General features: G+C 52.3%; 19 protein-coding genes. 17 read left to right on the top strand and 2 right to left on the bottom strand.

Annotated features, from left to right (window positions below; translation table 11 throughout):
• Position 1 precedes the first annotated feature (1 nt).
• The gene (der, locus tag PSI9734_RS07735; RefSeq protein WP_173920539.1) at positions 2-1465 is read left to right on the top strand and encodes a ribosome biogenesis GTPase Der; all 1464 of its coding nucleotides are present in this window, start codon (positions 2-4) and stop codon (positions 1463-1465) included.
• Here the strand turns inward: der and hslR are convergent, their stop codons facing one another.
• On the bottom strand, positions 1466-1840 hold the full coding sequence (gene hslR, locus PSI9734_RS07740; RefSeq protein WP_173920540.1) for a ribosome-associated heat shock protein Hsp15: 375 nt from the start codon (positions 1838-1840) through the stop codon (positions 1466-1468).
• 48 nt (positions 1841-1888) lie between these two features.
• A complete protein-coding gene (gene hslO / locus PSI9734_RS07745; RefSeq protein ID WP_173920541.1) occupies positions 1889-2716 on the bottom strand; it encodes an Hsp33 family molecular chaperone HslO in 828 nt (275 codons plus the stop codon).
• A gap of 131 nt (positions 2717-2847) precedes the next feature.
• Between hslO and gspC the strand changes: the two genes are divergently transcribed.
• The 16 genes from gspC (at position 2848) to PSI9734_RS07825 (ending at position 16989) form a co-directional block, all read left to right on the top strand.
• Positions 2848-3792 carry a type II secretion system protein GspC gene (gene gspC, locus PSI9734_RS07750; RefSeq protein ID WP_173920542.1) on the top strand — a complete coding sequence of 315 codons (945 nt, stop codon included), beginning with the start codon at positions 2848-2850 and terminating at the stop codon, positions 3790-3792.
• Between the two features lie 13 nt (positions 3793-3805).
• Complete coding sequence (gene gspD / locus PSI9734_RS07755) at positions 3806-5914, top strand: type II secretion system secretin GspD (RefSeq protein WP_173920543.1); 2109 nt, start codon at positions 3806-3808, stop codon at positions 5912-5914.
• Positions 5901-7382, top strand: coding sequence for a type II secretion system ATPase GspE (gene gspE, locus PSI9734_RS07760; protein ID WP_425500055.1), 1482 nt, complete (start codon positions 5901-5903; stop codon positions 7380-7382). The genes gspD and gspE overlap by 14 nt, the downstream gene beginning before the upstream one ends.
• 2 nt (positions 7383-7384) lie before the next feature.
• Positions 7385-8626 carry a type II secretion system inner membrane protein GspF gene (gene gspF / locus PSI9734_RS07765; protein ID WP_173920544.1) on the top strand — a complete coding sequence of 414 codons (1242 nt, stop codon included), beginning with the start codon at positions 7385-7387 and terminating at the stop codon, positions 8624-8626.
• Between the two features lie 12 nt (positions 8627-8638).
• Positions 8639-9061 (top strand): type II secretion system major pseudopilin GspG, encoded by a 423-nt coding sequence (gspG, locus tag PSI9734_RS07770; RefSeq protein WP_173920545.1) that lies wholly within the window; start codon positions 8639-8641, stop codon positions 9059-9061.
• Complete coding sequence (locus tag PSI9734_RS07775) at positions 9027-9611, top strand: pilus assembly FimT family protein (protein WP_173920546.1); 585 nt, start codon at positions 9027-9029, stop codon at positions 9609-9611. Before gspG ends, PSI9734_RS07775 begins: the two co-directional genes overlap by 35 nt.
• Positions 9608-9970, top strand: a complete 363-nt coding sequence (gene gspI / locus PSI9734_RS07780) for a type II secretion system minor pseudopilin GspI (protein WP_173920547.1) — start codon at positions 9608-9610, stop codon at positions 9968-9970. Before PSI9734_RS07775 ends, gspI begins: the two co-directional genes overlap by 4 nt.
• On the top strand, positions 9967-10566 hold the full coding sequence (locus tag PSI9734_RS07785) for a type II secretion system protein GspJ (RefSeq protein WP_173920548.1): 600 nt from the start codon (positions 9967-9969) through the stop codon (positions 10564-10566). Before gspI ends, PSI9734_RS07785 begins: the two co-directional genes overlap by 4 nt.
• Complete coding sequence (gene gspK / locus PSI9734_RS07790; RefSeq protein ID WP_173920549.1) at positions 10550-11638, top strand: type II secretion system minor pseudopilin GspK; 1089 nt, start codon at positions 10550-10552, stop codon at positions 11636-11638. The genes PSI9734_RS07785 and gspK overlap by 17 nt, the downstream gene beginning before the upstream one ends.
• Positions 11638-12777 (top strand): type II secretion system protein GspL, encoded by a 1140-nt coding sequence (gspL, locus tag PSI9734_RS07795; protein WP_173920550.1) that lies wholly within the window; start codon positions 11638-11640, stop codon positions 12775-12777. The genes gspK and gspL overlap by 1 nt, the downstream gene beginning before the upstream one ends.
• Before the next feature lie 3 nt (positions 12778-12780).
• Positions 12781-13293, top strand: a complete 513-nt coding sequence (gene gspM / locus PSI9734_RS07800; protein ID WP_173920551.1) for a type II secretion system protein GspM — start codon at positions 12781-12783, stop codon at positions 13291-13293.
• A complete protein-coding gene (locus PSI9734_RS07805) occupies positions 13290-14060 on the top strand; it encodes a type II secretion system protein N (RefSeq protein ID WP_173920552.1) in 771 nt (256 codons plus the stop codon). The genes gspM and PSI9734_RS07805 overlap by 4 nt, the downstream gene beginning before the upstream one ends.
• Before the next feature lie 36 nt (positions 14061-14096).
• Positions 14097-14924: a mechanosensitive ion channel domain-containing protein gene (locus tag PSI9734_RS07810; protein WP_173920553.1), complete on the top strand. Its 828-nt coding sequence runs from the start codon at positions 14097-14099 to the stop codon at positions 14922-14924.
• Between the two features lie 79 nt (positions 14925-15003).
• Positions 15004-15318, top strand: coding sequence for a hypothetical protein (locus PSI9734_RS07815; protein ID WP_173920381.1), 315 nt, complete (start codon positions 15004-15006; stop codon positions 15316-15318).
• Positions 15319-15334: 16 nt separating this feature from the next.
• Positions 15335-16111 carry a YjbF family lipoprotein gene (locus PSI9734_RS07820; RefSeq protein WP_173920554.1) on the top strand — a complete coding sequence of 259 codons (777 nt, stop codon included), beginning with the start codon at positions 15335-15337 and terminating at the stop codon, positions 16109-16111.
• Positions 16108-16989 (top strand): capsule biosynthesis GfcC D2 domain-containing protein, encoded by an 882-nt coding sequence (locus PSI9734_RS07825; RefSeq protein ID WP_173920555.1) that lies wholly within the window; start codon positions 16108-16110, stop codon positions 16987-16989. Before PSI9734_RS07820 ends, PSI9734_RS07825 begins: the two co-directional genes overlap by 4 nt.
• The last annotated feature ends 23 nt before the right edge of the window (positions 16990-17012 follow it).

A 17012-nucleotide genomic window follows, 5' to 3' on the forward strand; every position in this document is an offset into this window, starting at 1 on the left:
CATGTTACCTGTTGTGGCCCTGGTCGGCCGCCCTAACGTGGGCAAATCCACTCTATTTAACCGGCTCACCCGAACTCGGGACGCACTGGTAGCAGACTTTCCCGGTCTGACGCGTGATCGTAAATACGGTCACGCGAACTATGATGGTTATCAATTTATCGTTATCGACACCGCAGGTGTGCATGGCGATGAAGAAGGCATCGATGCCGAAATGGCATCGCAATCGTTACGCGCTATCGACGAAGCAGATGTGGTGTTGTTCATGGTTGATGCCCGCGATGGTATCACCAGTGCCGATCTTGGTATTGCCAAGCATTTGCGCAGCATCGGTAAAAAAGCCTATGTGGTAGCGAACAAAATTGACGGTATCGACGCCGAAGCAGCTCAGGCTGACTTTTACGAGCTTGGTTTAGGCCAAATTTACGGCATTGCTGCAGCGCACGGGCGTGGCGTCGAGCAATTACTAGGCAAGTGCTTCGATCCGCTACTCGATGACTACCCCGAACTGATGGTACGGGGGGCCTCGACGGAAGAGGGCGACGCCGAAGACGCAGAATCACAAGACCTCGAACACGACGAAATCGACTACGACGCCTTGCCGTTGAAGCTCGCCATTGTCGGGCGCCCGAACGTGGGTAAGTCAACACTTACCAACCGCATTCTCGGTGAAGAGCGGGTGGTGGTGTACGACATGCCGGGGACAACCCGCGATTCGATTTATATTCCGATGGAACGCGATGGCCGCGAGTACATTTTGATTGATACCGCCGGTGTGCGTCGCCGTGGTCGTATCGATGAAACCGTCGAGAAGTTCTCGGTGATCAAAACGCTGCAAGCCATTGACGATGCCAACGTGGTGATTTGCGTGGTCGATGCGCGTGAAACCATTTCTGATCAAGACTTAAACTTGATCGGTTTTGCCTTGAACGCCGGCCGCTCGATTGTGATTGCGGTGAACAAATGGGATGGCTTAGCGAACGATCACCGCGAAGAAATCAAGCGCGAACTTGATCGCCGGTTAGGCTTCGTCGACTTTGCTCGTTTACACTTTATTTCAGCGCTACACGGCAGCGGCGTTGGTAATCTGTTTGAGTCGGTACTTGAAGCTTATGCTAGCGCCACCCAGCGGGTGAACACCTCGAAGCTGACGCGGATTCTTGAGATGGCGATTGATGAACATCAGCCGCCATTGGTTCGAGGGCGTCGGGTGAAGCTCAAGTATGCCCATGCCGGTGGTTATAACCCACCGCGCGTGATTGTGCACGGTAACCAAGTGACCGACCTACCGGGTTCTTATCAGCGTTATTTGATTAATTACTTTCGCAAGTCGCTTGGCATCATGGGAACGCCCATTAAAGTGGAATTCCGTGAGTCGGAAAACCCATTTGCCGGGCGCAAAAACAAGCTCACCTTAACCCAGCAGCGCAAACGCAAGCGCTTGATGAAGTTCATCAAAAAGAAATAGCTAGCGCTTCATTTTAAGCAGTTCGCGACGTTCTTTTTTATCAGGTTTGTGGTCGGGATGTGGGTTGTAAAGCGCATTCATTTTGCGCAACTCAGCTTCCCGCTCGCGCCGTGCGACGGACTCTTCTGTTTCTTGATAGAGTTTTTGCGCTTCTGGCGCACCACGGCGCTGGTCGCTGAGCTTGAGCACCTCGACTTCAACAACAGCACTTCCTTGGCTTAACTTGATCAGTTGACCGCTGACGATGGTCTTAGCGGGCTTGGCCCGCTGGCCGTCAACCTGCACTTTTCCCGATTGCACCATTTGGCGCGACAGCGAACGAGTTTTATAGAAACGCGCTGCCCATAACCATTTATCGAGTCGTACATTTTCCATCGTCAACCTCCGTTCAAAGCGTTAGGCAAAGGCTCGAGCGTGTGTGATTTACATGTCGTCGGCGGTGAAGCGGTACTCGGTGAGGCAATAATCACAGGTCATCACTACTTCGCCTTCCTCACGCAATACGTCATTAATCTCTTCGGCCGGAACCGTGGCCAGCGCCGCTAACGTGCGTTCACGTGAGCAGCCACAATGAAAATCGACGCGCTGCATACCATAAACTTCAACTTGTTCTTGATGATACAAGCGTTGCAGCACTTCTTCGCCGCGTAAGGTATAAAGCTCGTTCGCTGTCATGGTTGCGGTCAGCTGCTCTAAGTGCTGAAAGCCGGTCAGATCTTTACCAGCCGAAGGCAGTACCTGTAGCATCATACCGGCTGCGTATTCGCCATCGGCATGCAGCCAAATACGGGTGTGTAATTGCTCCGACTGGGCAAAATAGTTTTCCACCACCGTTGCTAGGCTATCCGCATTGGCGTCCACCACACCTTGATAACGTTCGCCTTGTTCAGGGCTGATAGTGATCACCATCACCGCTTTACCGAACAAACTACGAAAATCATTTTGGTCGTCGCTGATGTCTTCGCGTAACCGCGCGAGGCCGCGTAAATCTTGCTCATGGGAACCGTTTACAGCGATAAAGTTTATCGGGCCATCGCCTTGAATTTGCAAGTTGATATGGCCTTCAAACTTTAAGGTTGCGCTGAGCAGGGCGGTGGTTGCCATCAGTTCGCCTAGCAAACGCTGTACGGGCGCCGGATAGTCGTGGCCTTGTAGCATACGCTGATAGCTGCTACTCAATTGTACAAGCTCGCCACGCACGTCTTGTTCAGTAAAGGTGTATCGATAGAGTTGGTCGGTGGGGTAGTTCATATCACTTCATCATTATGGAAAATTTTGGCGCATAATACCATATTCAGTCAATTTGATCTGTTCAGTTCGCAGCTAAGGGGTTAGAATGAAATTCAACTCTGTGTTGTCACAAAATTATAACGAAACTAAACATGCAGATTCAGAACCCACAATTAAAGCGTCTTGTCACACTGGTAAGCGAGCCACGTAAAGTACGTGGAGTCTTGTGGGTGGTGACTGCATTGTTCGCCATTTATGCCACCTGGGTGCTCGCTCAGCTTACTTGGCAGTTACTGGCACCCGCTAGCGAGCCGGCCAGTGGCCCTATTCAAACGTCGGTGAGCCAACAGCGGCAAGCGCCGAAAGGCCGTGTCTCAAATCTGGCCGAACTCAACTTATTTGGCACCACTACGGTGCAGCAAAGCTCCAGTCGCGCGCCGAAAACCAATCTTAATGTGCGTTTACTTGGCGTCACCGCCAGTTCGTTGCCGGAACGCTCAGCTGCTATTATCGAAAAAGATCGCAACCAGGAAGTCTACGTGATTGGCGACAAACTTGCCGGCACTGATGTGACCATTGAAGAGATCTATGCCGATCGTGTGATTCTAAATAATAGCGGCATTCTTGAAACCCTTGAACTTGAAGGTATTGGCGAGCTCAGTGAAGGCTTATCGTTAACCCTAGACAATCAACAGTCCGCCCAACGCCAAACCGAGCCCGAACGACCGCGTTGGGGCGATCAAGTACAAAGCCAACAGCTGTCCGCTGGTGATCGCGCCGCAGTACGCCGTGCGCGAAGCCAAGGGGCCGGTGCTTTAATGGATTTAATTCGTATTGTGCCAGCAATGTCCGGCGACGGCTTGCAGGGCTATCGTTTGTCACCTGGCAACAAACCTGAACTCTTTAGTAATGCCGGCTTCAAACCAGGTGATATTGCCGTGGCAATTAACGGCCAAGACCTTACCGAAGTCGCCAGTGCCCAAGTAGCTATTAATGAATTACGACAAGCGCAGAAAGTCATCGTAACAGTGCTGCGCAACGACACATATCTCGATTTGGAACTTGCTGTTCCCAACGAGCAACCGAACGCTAACTAAGATAGGACCAACTATGCGCATTTTGACCACCGCATCGATTTGGCTCACCAGCATCAGTTTTGCCTGTGCCTTAGGCGCAAGTGGCGCGGCTTTTGCCCAATCAGCCCAAACGGCGACCAACGACGAAGCCGTTGAATACGCCGCCAGTTTTAAGAACACCGACATCACTGAATTTATTCAGGTGGTAGGTCGTAACTTGGGTAAAACCATGATTATTGACCCTGACGTGCGCGGCACCATTAACGTGCGTAGCTACGATGTCATGAGTGAACAGCAGTACTGGCAGTTCTTCCTCAATGTGCTCGAGGTTTATGGTTTTGCCACGGTAACCATGGAGTCTGGTGTGGTCAAAGTGATGCGCGACAAAGATGCGCGTAACGCGGCAATTCCAGTGGTCGACGATAACTCCCTTGGCGGCGACACCCTGGTGACGCGCGTAGTGCCAGTGAACAATGTGAGCGTGCGTGAGCTTGCCCCATTGTTGCGCTTGCTTGCCGACAGCAGTGGCGGCGGCAACGTGGTGAGCTATGACCCATCGAATGTCATCATGATCACCGGCCGCAGCGAAACCGTGCAACGCTTAACGGAAATAATTGAACGGGTCGACCGTGCAGGCAACCAAGACGTCGACGTGGTCAAGCTTGAGTATGCATCAGCGGCCGAAATTGTACGTATTGCCTCGACCCTTTACGAGAAAGCAAATGAAGGTACGCCGCCGTTATTGATCCCTAAAGTGGTGGCCGACGAGCGCACCAACTCGGTGATTGTTAGCGGTGAGCCGCGCGCCCGGCAGCGCGTGGTCGAATTAATTAACCGTTTAGACCAAGATCTCAAAACCGAAGGCAACACCCGTGTGTATTATCTAAAGTACGCCAAGGCCAAAGAGCTGGTTGATGTACTGCAAGGGGTCAGCGAAAGCATTCAAGCGGAAATGGGCAACTCGGCAAATGCCGCACAGCAAGCGCGTATGGCGCGCTCAGGTGGCGGCGGGCCGTCGAATGCACAAATTAATATTTCCGCCCATGAAGACAGCAACTCCCTGGTGATCACGGCGCAACCGGACCTGTTAGCGAATTTAGAAAATGTCATTCGGCAGCTCGATATTCGCCGTGCACAGGTACACGTTGAAGCCATTATTGTTGAAATCTTTGAGGGCGACGGCATTGACCTTGGCCTGCAATGGATCTCTGAAGATGGCGGCATGGTGCAATACGCCAATGGCCGCCAAGTGCCGATTGGGCCCCTTGCCGCTGCCGCCTACCAAGCGCGAGAGCGTGAAGGCCGTACCACGCAAACCATCGTTGATGGCAATCTAGTGACCACCACCGAGCCTGATGAGCCGGGCGATGTCAGCTTGTTAGCCGAGCTGCTCGGTAATGTAAATGGCATGATGATTGGCGTCGTGAAAAACGATTGGGGCGCCATTTTGCAGGCGGTTTCAACCACTACCAACTCTAATATTCTAGCCACGCCAAGTATTATGACGGTGGACAACGAAGAAGCATCGTTCTTAGTGGGTCAGTCCGTGCCAACGATTACTGGTTCCACCGCCGGCGATAACAATGACAACCCGTTCCAAACCGTTGAACGTGAAGACATCGGTATTAAGCTGAACGTGACCCCTCAAATCAACGAAGGCGACGCCGTACAACTGGTGATTGAGCAGGAAGTATCATCGCTCAGTGGTGCCACCGCTGTCGACATCACCATTAACAAACGTACGCTAAAAACCACGGTAATGGCTGACGACGGTGAAACCATTGTACTTGGTGGCTTAATTGACGAAGACGTTCAGCAAAGTGAGTCGAAAATACCGTTACTGGGTGACATTCCACTGGTTGGTGCGTTATTCCGTAGCACCTCAACTACGCGGCAAAAACGTAACCTGATGATTTTCTTACGACCCACCATCGTGCGTGATAATGCCACGGCGCAGGGCTTAAGTAGCCGTAAATATAACTTTATGCGGGCGCAACAGTTACAACGGCAAGATCAAGGCATTTCCTTGATGCCAAATACCGATTCACCCGTGTTATCGGAGTTTGAAGACACTAAATTAGCCATTCCACCTGAGTTGCAGGAGTACCTCGACAAACATCACGGGGGCAATGGCAATGACTAATGTTGCCGAGGTGGCAGCGCGTATTGCCCCTCGCCGTTTACCTTTCGGCTTTGCCAAAAGGTTCGGTGTGGTGGTCGCTGATGTGCACCACGAGGGCGAAGCCGACGCGCATTGCACTGTGCACTGCCGCGACGATGTTGAAGCCAAAGTATTGCTAGAAGTACGGCGTGCCCTCGGTATGCCATTTACTGTGGTTGAGCATGCCGCCAGTGAATTCGAAGCTATTTTGACCCAGGCCTATCAGCGTGACTCGTCAGAGGCAAAACAATTAATGGAAGACATCGGCAACGAAAGTAATTTATTTTCCTTGGCCGATGAACTACCGCAAACTGAAGACTTGCTGGAAAGTGAAGACGACGCACCGATCATCAAACTGATCAATGCAATGCTGTCAGAGGCCATCAAAGAAGGTGCTTCTGATATCCATATCGAAACCTTCGAAAAAGAATTGCTGGTGCGGTTTCGTATCGACGGCGTGTTGCGCGAAGTCATTCGACCGAATCGTAAGTTAAGCTCGCTGTTAGTGTCGCGCATCAAAGTAATGGCGCAACTCGACATCGCCGAGAAACGGGTTCCCCAAGACGGCCGTATTAGTCTATTAATTGCCGGCCGCGCCGTCGACGTGCGGGTGTCGACCATGCCATCGAACCATGGCGAGCGCGTGGTATTGCGCTTATTAGATAAGAACAACGCCCGCTTGAATCTTGAGCAGCTTGGGATGACCGAAGCGAATCGCGCTATTTTTGCCGAGCTCATTAAAAAGCCCCATGGCATTATTTTGGTGACAGGCCCCACGGGCTCCGGTAAATCGACCACCTTGTATGCCGGCTTAACGGATATTAACTCCAAAGACCGTAATATTTTAACCGTTGAAGACCCCATCGAATACGCCATCGAGGGTATTGGCCAGATGCAAGTTAACCCGCGCGTCGATATGACCTTTGCCCGTGGTTTACGAGCGATATTACGGCAAGACCCGGATGTGGTGATGGTGGGTGAGATCCGTGATGTGGAAACCGCACAAATTGCCGTACAAGCGTCCTTAACCGGGCACTTGGTACTCTCGACCCTGCACACCAACACAGCGGCCGGTGCCATCACTCGACTGGAAGACATGGGTGTCGAACCTTTCTTACTGAGCTCATCGTTGCTGGCCGTATTGTCGCAGCGTTTGGTGCGTACCTTGTGCGAAGAATGCAAACAGCCGGTGGCCGACGACAGTCAAGAATGTCGCGCTGTCGGCTGTGACACCTGTAACCACACCGGCTACCGCGGCCGAACTGGCATCCATGAATTATTGGTAGTGGATGAACCCATCCGTGAGTTAGTTCACAACGGCCATGGCGAGCAAGCCATTGAAAAGCATGTTCGGAAAACCACGCCGGGTATTCGACAAGACGGCATGGAAAAAGTCATGCAAGGCATCACCACACGTGAAGAAGTGTTGCGTGTGACGCGCGAGGAGTAGTTATGGGCGCGTTTTCTTATCATGCACTTGATGCCAACGGCCGCAAAAAAAATGGCGTACTTGAAGCCGATACCGAACGCCAAGTCAGGCAGTTGCTGCGTGATCAAGGTTTGTTGCCGGTTACCGTAGAAATCGCCGAGCAAACATCAAGCACCGCAGCGAGCGACAGCGGTCTCGCTGCCTGGTGGGCGCGCCGCAAAATTCGTAAAATTAGTGCCGCCGATCTGGCGTTGATCACCCGCCAGTTGGCGACGCTGGTCGCCGCCGCAATGCCCATCGAGCAAGCGCTGGTCGCAGTGGCCGAACAAACCGACAAACCACGCTTACAAAAGCTCGTCATGGCCGTGCGCTCGCGGGTAGTCGAAGGATATTCGCTGGCCATCGCCATGGCTGATTATCCACATATTTTCGATAAGCTTTTTACCGCTATGGTTGCTGCCGGTGAGCGTTCAGGGCATCTCGATGAAGTCCTCAACCGCTTGGCCGACTATACCGAGCAGCGCAATCAGCTTAAAGGGCAACTGACCCAGGCGTTAGTGTACCCAGCGGTACTCACGTTTGTGGCGATTAGCGTCATTATCTTCCTGCTAGTGTCGGTGGTACCGCAAATTGTCGAGCAGTTTGGCAATATCGGCCAAGACCTGCCGTTCATCACCCGTGCCTTGCTGGCAGTGAGTGAGTTCTTACAATTTTTCGGCCCCTTTATTCTGGTGGCACTGCTCGTGGCGTTAGTTATTGTCGGACAAATGCTGCGTAATGATAAGCGGCGCGATAAATTTCATGCTTGGCAACTGAAACTGCCGCTTATTGGCGGTGTCATAAAAGGCGTTAACACGGCACGCTTTGCGCGAACCTTGAGTATTCTCACGGCCTCGGCGGTGCCTTTACTCGAAGGCCTACAAATAACCGGGCGGGTACTTAGTAACCGGGCCATGCAAATTGCTGTGAACGATGCCGCCGATCGGGTTCGCGAGGGCTCATCGCTGCGCGCGGCGCTGCAACAAACCAAGCTGTTTCCGCCCATGATGCTGCACATGATTGCCGCAGGCGAGAAGTCGGGAGAGCTCGAACAAATGTTGGGCCGTGCCGCCGACAACCAAGATCGTGATTTTGAAAGCACCATGAACGTGGCGCTTAAAATATTTGAACCGGCGCTAATCATTGTGATGGCGGCTGTGGTACTCGTTATTGTGATGGCGATTATCCAGCCGATCTTGCAATTGAATCAGGCGGTAGGACTGTAATCTGGAGGAAGTATGAGTAAAGCAAAAGGGTTCTCACTGATTGAAGTGATGGTGGTGATTGTGATTCTGGGCCTGTTGGCAACCATGATTTTGCCTAACGTGTTGGGCTCTGCCGAGCAAGCCAACCGGCAAAAAGTGAAGTCCGACATTGTCGCCTTGGAAAATGCGTTGTCGCAGTACAAGCTCGACAACGGCATGTTCCCCACCACTGAGCAGGGTCTTGAAGCCTTATTGACCGCGCCGAACATGGAGCCGACGCCACGTAACTACCGTCGCGGTGGCTATATTCAGCGTTTGCCCCAAGACCCTTATGGCTCTGACTATTTATTGTTGAGCCCGGGTGAATACAGCGACATCGATATTTTCTCGGCGGGCGAAGACCGTCAACCAGGCACCGACGATGACATCGGCAACTGGAACCTTGAACAGAATTAAGGCAGGGTTCACCCTTGTCGAGATCATGGTGACCATAGCTATCATCGGCGTATTGGCGATGACAGTCAGCTTTGTGATCCCAGACGAACGCGACGACCAAATCGACAGAGCCGCGGAAGAACTTTATCAGCGGCTCAACTATGCCCAAGAATATGCCTTGGTGCGCCATGCAATTTTGGGCTTACGCCTGACTCCCGACGGCTATCATTTCGTGCAATGGCGCGAGCAACAATGGCAGCCGATTGAGCGCCGCGGCCTGCAACAACAAGACTGGCCCGAAGGCTTGGTGTGGGACCTCGACAGTGAAACCGAAGACTTATTAGGCCAGGATGAAGACGCCGTAGCATCGTTTTTCGCCCCTAAAGAAGAGGCATCGAAGGATGCTAGCGAGACGCAACAAGCGATGCCCCAGTTATGGATTTTAGGCAGTGGCGATATCTCGGTATTCACGCTTACGCTCGGCTCCATGGACGTATTTAGCCCGAACAGTTGGACTCTGGCCAGTGCTGATGGCTATCAAGTGACCTTGCAAGCGACGGACCAGCCATGACGCACCAACGCGCATTTACCTTGGTTGAAGTGATGGCGGCACTGGCGATTTTCGCGATGGCCGCCTTAGCAGGCGTGGCCGCCGCCACTAATCATTTGAATGATCTTAGCTACATGCAAGAGCGCACGTTGGCGCGGTACGCCGCCGGCAACGCCTTGGCGCGTTTGTCGTTAAGCGATGAACCACAAAAACTGACCAAAGGGGTCGAAACCGTCGGCGATCAACAATGGCACTGGCAAGCCAGTTTTACTGAGACCGTGACCGAGGCGGTGCTCTACGTAGAAGTAACCGTGCGCCCTGAGGCGAACAGCGAAGCCAGTAGTTATGTGCTGGGCCGGTACCTTGAGGTGCAGCCATGAGGCATCAGGCCCCGAAAAACGCGCGCGGCTTCACGCTCGTAGAGGTGCTAGTGGCCATTGTGGTGTTTGCCATTATTGGCTTGGCCAGTGCCGCCGTGGTCAACACCATGATGCGCACAAGCGAACAAAGCAGTGAAGCGCGAACGCAGCTCGAAGAACTTCAGCAAGCGATGTTTTTACTCGAGCAAGACCTGCGTCAAGCAGTGTCACGTCGCACCCCCGAGGGCGATTACTACGTGCGAGCGGGTTGGTTTAACCCGGGCAATTTGCTGCCGCGAAGTGAATTACAACCGGTGCGTTATCGTATCGATCGCGATCAGAACTTGGTACGGCAACACTACACCTATGTTGACATGAGTCGCAGTCAAGAGCCGACGGAACGGGTTATTTTGCGGGGCGTCACCGAGTTTAATGTCGAGCCCATTATCAAGGGAGAAACCGATAATGCCCGCGGACGCTTGGCCGATGAAGCCGACGACAGTGATTCAATGGCGATTCCCGATGGCCTTGAAGTGACCTTGCAGACCGAGCGCTGGGGCACCATTGTGCGGATCTTTGTACTCAACGGAGGCGACTTCAGTGAACCCGAAGCCTAAGTTGAGCCAGCTGCCGAATTACCGCCCACAACGCCAGCAAGGTGTGGCCTTGATCATGGTGCTGTTGGTGGTTGCCCTGGTAACGGTGTTGGCAGTGCAACTGAACGAAAAATTACAAATGAACGTGGTGCGCACCATGAACTACCAGCAGACCGAGCAGGCTTATTGGTATATGTTGAGTGCCGAAGAAATAGCGCGCAACTTGTTGCAAGTGCAGCTCAAAGACAGCGATGGGGTGGTTCACCAAGATCAAATTTGGCACCAACAAAGCGAAGAAGAGCGGGTGTATCCGATTGAAGGTGGTGGTTTAGTACGTGTCGACATCAAAGACCTGTATGGTTGTTTTAACTTGAACGCACTAAAAGGTGCCGGTTTAACCAACGAACAATTGGCGCGGCGTAAAGTGCAAATGCGTATGCTGTTATTGGCTGCGGTACCCGATATGCAAGCCTATACCGCCGATACCATTGTCGAAAGCTTGGCCGACTGGCTGGACAAAGACGACCGCCTCAACAGCAGTTATGGTGCCGAAAGTGCCGATTATGAAAGCTTGGAGGTGCCTTATCAGGCGGCCAACGACTATTTTGTGCATGAAAGCGAGCTACGTTTGGTACGGGGCGTTACGCAGCCCATCTATCAAGCCTTAAAGCCCTTTGTCTGCGTGGTACCGAACACCAATAAGCTACGTATTAACTTTAATACCGTGGCCGCCGAGCATGGCGAACTGTTGCATGCGATAAGTTTAGGCGGGCTAACCACCGACGCTGGCAATTCGGCGATTAGCCAGCGCCCCGACGAAGGCTACGAACGTGTCGAAGACGTGCTGAACAATTCCATCGTGCAGCAAGCCAGTCAGCAAGCGATTCGACCTGACTTTGGTGGGGTGCCAAAGGCCAATGGCGTGACGGCTGAAAACATTGGTGGAATGTTTGACGACCTGGTCGTAAAGAGTAATTATTTTGAATTGGATACCCATGTTAGCGTCGGCGATATGGTGCTGCGCGGACAAAGCAAACTCTACATCAGTGACGAAGAAACCGTCGTGCTGATGCGTGGGTTAGGAGAACCTTAATGGAACAGCTTTATATTCATTTGGCCCAGCCAATGCAATGGCTGATTTGGCATCCGGGGCAGGGTGAAGTGATTGCCAGCGGTGAGCTACGCAACTTGGAACAGTTGTCGCAACTGCAAGAACAGGCGCAGCGCTGCGTGGTGACCGCCTTCGTACCGGGCCAAGATGTGATTTTGACCGAAGTACGTTTGCCAAGCGGTTCGCAACGGCTGTTACCTCAGTTGATACCCAATGCGCTGGAGGACGAACTCGCCAGTGATATCGACCAACTGCACTTTGCTTGGCCTGCGAATGCCAAGCCCGCCGGTGTCGAGCAACCGATACCCGTAACGGTGGTGGAACGCCAGCGTATGCAACTATGGCTCGATGCTTTGGCGCAGGCCGGTATTGAATGCGATGCCATTTACCCCGATTATTTTATGTTGCCGGTGACCGAAGCTGGCTGCCAATTGCAACTGGGCGCAAGTATTCTGGTGCGTGAGGCGACGTGGCAGGCATACAGTGTCGACCAACCGCCCGTAGTGCAAAGCAATGCGGAAGACATCACCGCAAATTATGAAATGCCGTTACAGGTCGCCACCTTAGGCCACGCCGCGGCGAGTATTAACTTGCGGCAGGGCGACTATCGCGTGCTTCGTAAGCGCAGTACGCATCAAGTGCAACTGCCATGGCGACCCGTGGGTATCGCTGCGGCGCTGGCGTTGGTGGCGGTATTTGCCCAACAGCTGATGACCTATGTGCAGCTAGGTCACGACAATGAAGCACTGACCCAAGCCATTAACGACACTTACTTAACAGCTTTTCCCAATGAAACCCGTATCGTTAATGTGCGTAGCCAGTTGCGTCAACATTTAACTGAGGTCGGCAGCGGTTCAAGCCAAGAGGCCGCGGTTGCCGGGCCTGGTTTGGCCGTCATGGCGGAATTAGAACCAGCGTTTCGAGCAACGCCACAATTGCAGGTAGAGTTAATGCGCTACAGTAGCCAAAAGCTAACGCTGCAAGTGAATGCCGACAATTTCGATACACTGCAGCGCTTTCAGCAAGTTGCTGGCGAAGCCGGTTTAGCAGTGACCCAAGGCCAAGTCACCAATAAAGATGGTGTGGTGACAGCTAACTACGAAGTGGCGAAGGAGAGTTAACCGATGCTTTTGCAACAGTTCCAAACCCGTTGGCAACAGCTGAATAGCCGCGAGCGCCTGTTAGTGAGTCTTGCGGGTATTGTGGTGGCTATTAGTGTGGTTTATTTTTTGCTGTGGCAACCGTTGCAAAACGGTATCGCGCAGCGTCAGCTACAACGCGATGCACAGCTTGAAACCTTAAGCTGGGTGCGTGAAAACACCGGCCGCTATTTGGCACAAAAACAGCAATCCGCACCAAGTCAAAATACGACCGCACCGCGTCGAGCGAAGCAACTGGGCGATATCCCACGTTTGATTACCGAGTTTGCGGGCGATCAGAAGCTTGATGTGGGGCGCATGAGCCCTGAAGGTGAGAGTCTGGTGGTGGTGCTCAGCGATGTGCCATTTACCCAGGTGCTAGCCTTTTTAGATGCACTGCAAGCGGAAAGCGGCTTAGTTATCGAGCAATTAGACATTACCCGCGGCAATAAACCAGGCTACGTGCACGTCCGCCGGCTGAAGGTCGGCTTGGCATGAGTTGGCGTTGGTTACTGTGGTTACTGCCTATTTATGTTGTTGCACTTATCGTGTTTGCGCCGGCGCGGCTAGTGCTATGGTTTATTCCTGACGCAGCACCCGTTGAGCTCTCGGCGGTACAAGGAAGCCTTTGGCAAGGGCAGAGCGATCTGAGCTATCAAAACAACGGTCAAACCCTCAATTTTTATGAAGTAAGTTGGCAGTTGGCGCCTTGGCAATTACTTAGCGGTCAAGTGATGCTCGACGTGCAGCTACCTGCGCGCAATGTGACCGCCGGTTCCGCCCAATTACAACTTGGCTTTGACGGTGCGGTGCAGCTCAATGCTGAGCTTGGCGGCACTATTCAGCAGGCCATAAGCAGCTACCAACTGCCGGTTCCGGTCACTGTGGATGGTCGCTGGTCGTTACAGCTAACTGATTACCAACTGGCTGATCTTAGCAGTAGCCAATGGTGTAATCAGTTGCAGGGTACACTGACAACGCGCGGCACAGCACTGCGACTTAATCAGCAGTGGACCGAACTAGGTCCATTTCAAACCGAGCTAAGTTGTTCAGCAAAAAATGAAATTGTTGCTACTATGAAAAATGACAATACGGTAGGTTTAAGTTTCACCTCCGTTTTAGCCGGCAATCGACAAGTTCCCAAACTCGAGGTGCAAGGGCGGGTCGAACCCACCGCAAAAACGCCGCGCGCGATTGCCGATATGTTAGTGTTTATGGGAAAGCCTGATTCTAGCGGTGCTTACCCGTTCAGGTTTAAACTTTAAATCCAGTTTTTAGTTAGAGCACAAGGAGCACACTAAATGGATCAAATTATAAGTTGGTTCGCCGACAACCAAGACCTTATCGTGAGTTACGTAATTAAGTTTGTGGTTGCCATACTTATTCTGATTGTTGGTCGTATGGTCGCCAACAGCGCCGCCAAGTTTCTTGGCCGCGGCATGACACGTAAAGGCGTAGATGGCGCCGTTATCAGTTTTCTAAGTGCCATCGTCAAGAGCGTGATCTTTATCGCCGCAATTTTGATGGCGTTGTCGCAGGTGGGCGTGCAAACCACGTCGTTTATTGCCATTTTAGGTGCCGCCGGTTTAGCCATTGGTTTATCGCTACAAGGCTCTTTGGCAAATATGGCCTCAGGTGTTCTTATTATTACCTTCCGTCCGTTCCGTGCTGGTGAGTACGTTGAGGCCGGCGGCGTTTCTGGAACCGTGCAAGAAGTAAATATTTTCCAAACGATCTTGAAAACGCCCGACAATAAGGTTGTATTTGTACCTAATGCGCAAATTACTGGGCAACCCATCACCAATTACAGCCGCGAAGCAACACGTCGGGTTGATTTGTTGATTGGCGTTTCTTATGACGCAGATTTAAAGAAAACCAAAGAAGTCTTGGAGTCTGTACTTAAAGCCGACGAACGCTTATTGAAAGATCCTGCATGGAACATTCAGGTGAACGCTTTAAATGACTCGTCTGTGGACTTTATTGTGCGCCCTTGGGTGAATGCTGCCGATTACTGGCCGGTGTACTGGGATCTTATGCGCGAAATCAAAATTGCACTTGATGAGCATGACATTGGTATTCCATACCCACAAATGGATGTACATTTACATAAACAGACTTCACAGAATTAGAACAAGGTGCTAATCTTTAAGGTGATCTTGATGAAACTCAAGAGATTGGCCAATCTAAGCACATAGAGGTGTATAAATTATGATTAAACGTACCGCATTAGCTGCGGCAATCAGTTTGGTGTTAGCACCAGCTGCCTTTGCCCAGACAGGTGCTTCGAGCGCGAATGGCGACAGTGATGGTGGTGGTATCATCACTAAAGGCACTGTTGCTGCAGCTGGTGTTGTGGCATTAACCATTGCTGCGACACTAGACCACGACGATTCAGACGTTACTCCACCGCCGGAGCCAGAGCCTGAGCCGGAACCAGAGCCAGAACCTGAGCCGGAACCAGAGCCTGAGCCACCAGTGACCACAACAACGGCGCCAGTGGTAACAACAACGACGGGTAACTAAAAACACGTCGATGACTATGAAAATACCGCAGGTGCGCACTGCGGTATTTTTTTTAGGTGGCCCTGAAACTCAAGCAACCAACCAGAAAGCGAACTTTCGTATGCGAATCAACTCCCGATTACTTCTTTCCTCTGTACTGTGTTTACTCGTTGTTTCAGGCTGCAGTACCCGTGTAAAAAATATGGTTGCGACGGCCGAAACGGCGTTTTTTGGTCATCAAGGAGTCGAGCTAAGCGTTGAACAAGTGGCAGACTACCCTTATGCTGCGGCTTATGTTGGTACCGACAAGTTTCCGCAAGTCGTTGCCGTGCTTGATCGCGCCGAGGGTGCGCAGCGGGTCTACCGCAGCGGTGGCGAAGAGGCGATCACCACCTACTACGGGCGCATCTTAACTGGTGCAGGTATTCCTGGTATGCCGCTGTTTATCAGTCATTATAAGGCCGACCCCTTAGCCTGCTACGCCGCAAAATCGTTAACACCGCCGGCGGAAAATTGTGCCAATAGTTGGCAGCGCTATCTCGAGCTTGGTAACTATGGTGAAAATAACCATAGTCGTTGGCTGCTGACTTCTAACTTTGAGCTAGGCAGTAATCGTTCCTACCAGCACCCCGACGGTACCCAATTGCAAGTAACAGAAATCATTGAGAAGGGCCGTACCGATCGCGATACGCGCTTTGAAAATACCTTTTATGCCGTCGATGGCCGTATCGTGTACGCCAAACAATGGGTGTCTCCGACGCTTGGGTATGCTGTATGGCGCGAAATGAAAGCCTTCGATGGAGACCTGCAATGAGCGCGAGTAGTCGAACCCACCTACTGTTTTTGGTCAGTGTTGCTGCATTTTTTGGCTTCGCGCTAACGGCTGCTGAAGCTCAGTCACAGCCTCAGGCCCAGAAAACAACCGCGGAACCAGTGGTACAGGTAACAATTGGTGAGCAAGTACTCGCTTTTAGTGAGCGGCCACGGCTACTGCGGTTGTACCAAGCAGCCGACCTTGCACCAGCGAACTACTGGGCAGCCAGTCGCTTGATAAGTGCGAAGCAAGTCGAACAGTTGGCGCAAAAACGCCAGCACGTGCTTGAGCGCTTAGAACAGTTAGAGCGTGTGGCGCGCAGCAAACAGCTGCCAGCACTTGCCGCAGCCGCGCAAGGATTCGCTCAGCAGATACCGCAATGGCCTTTGGTGGGTGCGGAATGGATCGGTCGTACCAAAATTAATGAAAGTCTTGAAGTGCAAAGTGGCGTCGATGTTGAGCGTCGCGCCCTGTTCAGTAGTTTTAGCGCCGCCTCTAGCGATATGGATGCGAACCCATTATTGCCCGCCGGCAATTATCGATTACTACCGCCAAAAAACCTCGGCCCGTGGCAAGTAACGGTGGTTTCCGCGCAGGGGCAGCAGCAGTTTGAATTTGACGAGTCCGATACGGTGCGTTCATTACTCCAACGCGCCGAGGCCTTTACCGCCGATAATGATCTTAGTGAGGTCGAGTTGATTGCGCTTACCGGTTTGGCAGCGCGCACCCAAGTGGCTTATTACAACGACGGCAAAGCATTACCGCCCGTGCACGGGCTTATTTTGATCGACCTTGATCTAAGTGGCCTCGATGCCGAGTGGCAGAATTTGAATCAGCAAATCAGCGCGCTGGCGCGCTACTGGAACCCCCAATCATGATGTTTTTACGCGCTAACAAAGGA

This window comes from Pseudidiomarina piscicola (genome assembly GCF_902806985.1).
GTDB lineage: Bacteria > Pseudomonadota > Gammaproteobacteria > Enterobacterales > Alteromonadaceae > Pseudidiomarina > Pseudidiomarina piscicola.